At 77.1% G+C, this 4,224-nt stretch carries 4 protein-coding genes and 1 pseudogene; 3 read left to right on the top strand and 2 right to left on the bottom strand.

Annotated elements, in window-relative coordinates; all coding sequences use genetic code 11:
- Positions 1-1,677 (bottom strand): MMPL family transporter (locus tag NWP10_RS10750; protein ID WP_258300901.1); only part of this gene is annotated, 1,677 nt, incomplete at its 3' end.
- 61 nt (positions 1,678-1,738) lie between these two features.
- Here NWP10_RS10750 and NWP10_RS10755 point away from each other — a divergent pair.
- Entirely contained in the window at positions 1,739-2,230 is a 492-nt protein-coding gene (locus NWP10_RS10755) for a MarR family winged helix-turn-helix transcriptional regulator (protein WP_184173645.1), read from the top strand.
- Complete coding sequence (locus NWP10_RS10760; RefSeq protein ID WP_017489675.1) at positions 2,227-2,754, top strand: hypothetical protein; 528 nt, start codon at positions 2,227-2,229, stop codon at positions 2,752-2,754. The genes NWP10_RS10755 and NWP10_RS10760 overlap by 4 nt, the downstream gene beginning before the upstream one ends.
- Positions 2,755-2,820: 66 nt before the next feature.
- Here the strand turns inward: NWP10_RS10760 and NWP10_RS10765 are convergent, their stop codons facing one another.
- Complete coding sequence (locus NWP10_RS10765; RefSeq protein ID WP_017489676.1) at positions 2,821-3,444, bottom strand: TetR/AcrR family transcriptional regulator; 624 nt, start codon at positions 3,442-3,444, stop codon at positions 2,821-2,823.
- A 163-nt stretch (positions 3,445-3,607) separates the two neighbouring features.
- Here NWP10_RS10765 and NWP10_RS10770 point away from each other — a divergent pair.
- Positions 3,608-4,224 (top strand): annotated as a pseudogene (locus NWP10_RS10770) (hypothetical protein); the annotation flags it as partial.

Below are 4,224 nucleotides of genomic sequence, written 5' to 3' on the forward strand. Positions count from 1 at the left end.
GAGCACGCCCGGCGGCGGGCCCGCCGGGGCGGGCGCCTCGTCCGTGGTCACGGACGCCTCGGCCACGCCCGGGTCCGCCTCGACGGCGGCGAGCACCGCGTCGGCGTCCTCGGCCGGGGCCACGATCTGCGCGGGCGCGCCGGAGCCGGCGTCGAAGTGCTCGGAGAGCAGCGCCTGGGCCTGGCGCGAGTCGGACTCGCCCAGCAGGACGTCCTCCTGGGCCACGCCGCTGGCCTGCAGCTGCAGGAGCCCCGCGGACATCACGAGGAGCACCGCCAGGGTGGCCAGCCACACGGGGCGGGGGCGGCGGGCGACGGCGGCGCCCACCTTCGTCCACACGCCGTGGTCCTCCTCGAGGCCGGCGATGGGACGGCCAGCGGCGTCCTCGGGCTGGACGAACGCGCGGCCGCGCTCGGCGCGGCGCGCGGCCCGGCGGCGGGCGTTCTCCGGCGACGGGACGGTGGGCCAGAAGGCGGCGCGGCCGGCCAGCTGCAGCAGCGCGGGCAGCAGGGTCAGGGCGGCCAGCCACGCGAAGAGGATGCCCGTGGCGGCGATCGGCCCCAGCGAGCTGTTGGAGTTCAGGTCGGAGACCAGCAGGATCAGCAGGGCGAGGGCCACGGTGGAGGCCGAGGCGGTGATCGCCCCGAACGAGCCGCGCACCGCCGCGAGCAGGGAGGCAGTGACCTCCTCGCGCACGAGCAGCTCCTCGCGGTGGCGGGCCACCAGGAGCAGGCAGTAGTCCGTGGCGGCGCCGATCACGAGGATCGAGAGGATGCCCTGCGCCTGCCCGTTGAGCTGGATCCAGCCGGCCACCGCCATGCCGTAGACGGCCAGGATGGCGGCGCACAGCGCGCCCACGGCGGTGAGCAGCACGAGGATCGGCAGCAGGACGGACCGGTAGACGATCACGAGGATCACGAACACCACCACGAGCGCCACGAGCAGCAGTAGCCCGTCGATGCCTGCGAAGGCCCCGACCAGCTCGGTGGCCAGGCCGGCCGGGCCGCCGAGGTGCCAGTCGGCGTCCGCGGCCACGGTGTCCGCCAGGTCGGCGTCCGCCGCGGCGGGGTCGGCGAGGATCCCCTTGAGGTCCTCGACGACGTCGGCCACCTCGCGCTCGGCCCCGTCGGAGGAGTCCACGAAGGCCAGGAACTGGACGGCCTCGCCGTCCTCGGCGGGGATCGGCCCGGCCACGTCCGTGACGCCGTCCACGCCGCGCAGGGTCTCGGCGAGGCCCCCCAGCGCCGGGAATGCCTGGGCGGGGTCGGACAGGTCGGCCTCGGCCACGATCACGGCGGGCACGGCCTCGCCGCCGCGGAAGGCCGCGGCCTCCTCGCCGGCGCGGGTGGACTCGGCGGAGGCGGGCAGGAACGTGGACTGGTCGTTGGAGGAGACGTCGCCGATCTTGCCGAAGGTCGGCCCGCCCAGGCCCATCACCGCCAACCACACCACGAACAGGGCGGCAGCGAGGCCGAAGCGCAGCCACGCGGAGGGGCGCCGGGCCGTCCGCTCCCCCGTCCGATCGCCCGTCCCCCCGTCCGTGCGTTCGCCGTCGCGGCCGGCGGCGGAGGCGCCGAGGCCCTCCGGGCGCCCGGCCGCGGAGTCCGGGTCGGCGGACCCCGCCGCGCGTCGGGCGTCCGGGGAGCGGAGGGCGGAGAGGTCCGGTGGGGTGCGCATGGGCCCGAGCCTAGGCGATCGTTCGACGGTCGAACAACCTGCCCCTGGCTAGACTCCGCCCATGACCCCGCAGCCCGCCCCCGACCCCGCGGAGCACGTCGCCGTGGTCCACGCGCTGCGCGCGTTCAGCGAGGGGGCGGAGCACGCGGTCGACGACGCCGGCCGCGGCATCGGGCTGCACCGCACCGACCTCAAGGCGCTCGCCCACCTCATGCGGTGCGCGGACGAGGACCGGCCGGTCACCGCCACCGACCTCGGCGCCCACCTGCACCTGACGCGCGCCGCCACCACCGCCGTCGTCGACCGCCTGGTGGCCTCCGGGCACGCCCGCCGGCGCCGCGACGACGTGGACCGCCGCCGCGTGCTCGTGGAGCACACCGACTCTGCCCGGCGCGACGGCGCCGCCGCGTTCCTGCCCCTGTCCCTGCGCATCAGCGGCGCCCTGACGCCGTTCACCGCCGAGGAGCTGCGCGCGGCCCTGCGGGTGATCGAGGCGGCCACCGCGGCCCTGCAGGCGCCGCCGGACGCCCCCGCGGCACCGGTGCCCGGATGAGCGGGCCCGGCCCGGGCCGGCCGGTCCTGATCGGGGTGGACGGCCGCTCCGGCGCGGGCAAGACCGTCCTCGCGGACGCCCTCGCCGCGCGACTCGCCCCGTTCGCCCGAGTGGCCGTGCTGCGGATCGAGTCCATGTACCCCGGCTGGGACGGCCTGGCCGCCGCCGTGGACGAGGGCGGGCCCTACCCCGCGGCGCTGCGGGCCCTCCACGCGGACGGCACGGCCGCCTGGCGCGCGTGGGACTGGCACCGCGGCGCCCCCGGGGAGCCGACGGCGATCGGCCCGGCCGACGTGGTGGTGTGCGAGGGCGTCGGGGCCCTCAGCGCCGCCGCCCGCCCGCTGCTGGACCTGGCGGTGTGGCTCGAGCTCGAGACCCCGGCCCGGCGCTCCCGGGCGCTGGCCCGGGACGGGGAGACGTACGCCCCGCACTGGGAGCGGTGGGCCGCGCACGAGGAGGCCTACCTCGACCGGCACGACCCCCGCGCGGCCGCCGACCTGGTGGTGCGGCTCCCCTCCGCCTGAGCGGCGCCGGCCGGACGGCCGACGCACAGGCCGGTGCGCACGGCGCCGGCGACGCCGCCGTGCGCGTCAGCTGCCCTCGGGGGCGACGAGGTCCAGCAGCCGCCGGACCCACTCCTCGTCCGTGGGCTCGGCGAAGAGCACCCGCATCACCAGCTGGGCGCCCACGGTCTCCGCGAGCATCTCGCGGTCGACGCCGTCGCCCAGGCGCGCCGAGCGGAAGCGGGCGTGCAGCTGCTCACGCACCGGGGCCACGAGCATGCCGTGGATCTGACGGCTCTGGCTGTCCGCGGTGGCGATCGCGGCCACGAGCGACTGGGAGAGATGGGTGGCCCCGCCGCCGTCGATCTCCTCCTGCATCTCCCGCAGCCAGTGGGCGAGGTCCTCGCGCAGGTCGCCGGTGTCCGGGATCACGGGCAGGGGGAGGACGAGGTAGCCGGCGCCGACGGCCTCCACGAGGACGTCCACCTTGGTCTTCCACCAGCGGTAGACGGTCTGCTTGCTCACCCCGGCGCGGGCCGCGATGCCCTCCATGGTGAGCTTGGCGTGCCCGCCCGGGCCCATGAGCTCGGAGGCCGCCCGCAGGATGGCCTCGCGGGACGCCTGACTGCGAGGGCGGCCGCGCCGGCGCGGGGCGACGTCCTCCGTGCCGGGCGGCCCGGCGGGATCGAGGGGGGTGCGACGCGTTTCCATCTGCGAGATCGTACCGGGCACAACAGCCCTGGTGAGACGCCGTTACCGCGCCCTCACGCCGCCAAGACCGGAACGAATCGTTCCGTTTAGATGTAGGATGGGAGCGCGCGCCGCGTGTCGCCGCGCCCCCCACATCCCCATCGCACGGAGACCTCCCCTTCCCATGGCGAAGCTGCTCTACCGGCTCGGCCTCGGCGCCGCACGCCGCCCCCTGACCGTGATCCTCGCCTGGGTGCTCGCCCTGGCCCTCGCCGTGGGCGGATTCCTCGCCTTCGGCGGCACCCTCTCCTCCAACGTCACCATCCCCGGCACCCCCACCGCCCAGGTCACGGACCGCCTCCAGGACGAGTTCCCCGAGGCCTCCCGCGGCATGGGCCAGGTGGTCTTCACCACCGAGGACGGACAGCCCTTCACCGACGCGCAGCGCGACGCCGTGGCCGCCCTCCTCGACGAGGTGGCCGGCCAGGACGCCGTGGACGCGGTGGTGGACCCGTTCGAGGTGCAGGCCCAGCAGGACGACGCCCGCACCGCGCTGGCCGACGGCCGGCAGGAGATCGCCGACGGCGAGCAGGCCCTCGTGGACGGGCGCGAGCAGGTGGACGCCGGCCGCGCCGAGATCGAGGAGGGCCGCGCCCAGGCGGACGCCGGCGAGCAGGAGCTCGCCGACGCCGCCGCGCAGCTCGAGGACGGCCAGGCCCAGCTCGACGCCGCCCGCGCCGACATCGAGGCCCGCGGCCTGGACGCGCTCCCCGCCGAGGCCCTCGCGCCCCTGCGCGAGGC

Source organism: Micrococcus sp. HG099, from assembly GCF_024723355.1.
Lineage (GTDB): Bacteria > Actinomycetota > Actinomycetes > Actinomycetales > Micrococcaceae > Micrococcus > Micrococcus endophyticus.